Origin of the sequence: Streptomyces sp. SID486 (assembly GCF_009865385.1) — a bacterium.
Lineage (GTDB): Bacteria > Actinomycetota > Actinomycetes > Streptomycetales > Streptomycetaceae > Streptomyces.
Genome location: NZ_WWJT01000064.1, coordinates 1 through 799, shown reverse-complemented (window position 1 = coordinate 799; position 799 = coordinate 1). Strand labels below are relative to the sequence as shown.

The following is a 799-nucleotide window of genomic DNA, read 5'->3' as shown; positions in this document are numbered from 1 at the left end:
AAGCCGCGCCGGACCCGCAAGGCGACTGCGGCAACCGCGCCGGAGGCCACCGAAGCGGAGGCCAAGCCCCGCCGCACCCGCAAGACCGCGGCAGCCGCCGAGACCGCCGCCGACACGGCCGAAGCCACCGAGGCCAAGCCCCGCCGGACGCGGAAGACCGCCGCGACCGCAGAGGCCGCCGTGGAGACGGCCGAGGCAGTCGAGGCCAAGCCGCGCCGCACCCGCAAGACCGCGGCGGTCGCCGTGGAGGCGGCCGACGGGGAGCCGGCCGCCGCGCCCAAGGCACGACGGACCCGCAAGGCCGTCGCCGAGGCGGCCGCTCCGGAGATTCCGGCGCAGGCCACCGAGGAGCCGGAGGCCAAGCCGCGCCGCCGGACCCGCAAGACGGCGGCGTCCGCCGCCGAGACGGCCGGGGAGGGTGCCGAGACGGCGCCCAAGCCGCGCCGCGCCCGTAAGGCGACGGTGGCCGCGGAGGCCCCCGAGGCCTGATCCGGCCGCCGCCCGCACGGCGGCGTGAACGATCCGATGGCCGGGTCCACGACAGTGGACCCGGCCATCGGCGTCCCCGGCCAAGACGGTGTACCCCGCCGCCCCGGCCCACCACGCCCCGCCGCCCCGGCCGACCACGCTCCCACCAACCCGGCCCACCACGTCCGCCGCCGCCCCGGCCCACCACGCCCTGCTGACCCCGGCCGACCGCGACCCCACCGACCCTGTCCTCCACGCCCGCCGCCAAGCCGACCCACCCCGCCCTGCCGACCCGGCCCCCACCACGACCCCACCAACCCAGCCCACCACG

1 pseudogene is annotated in these 799 nt (G+C 79.7%); it reads left to right on the top strand.

The window, feature by feature from the left end:
• Positions 1-489 (top strand): annotated as a pseudogene (locus tag GT045_RS03215) (ATP-dependent helicase); the annotation flags it as partial.
• Positions 490-799 lie beyond the last annotated feature (310 nt).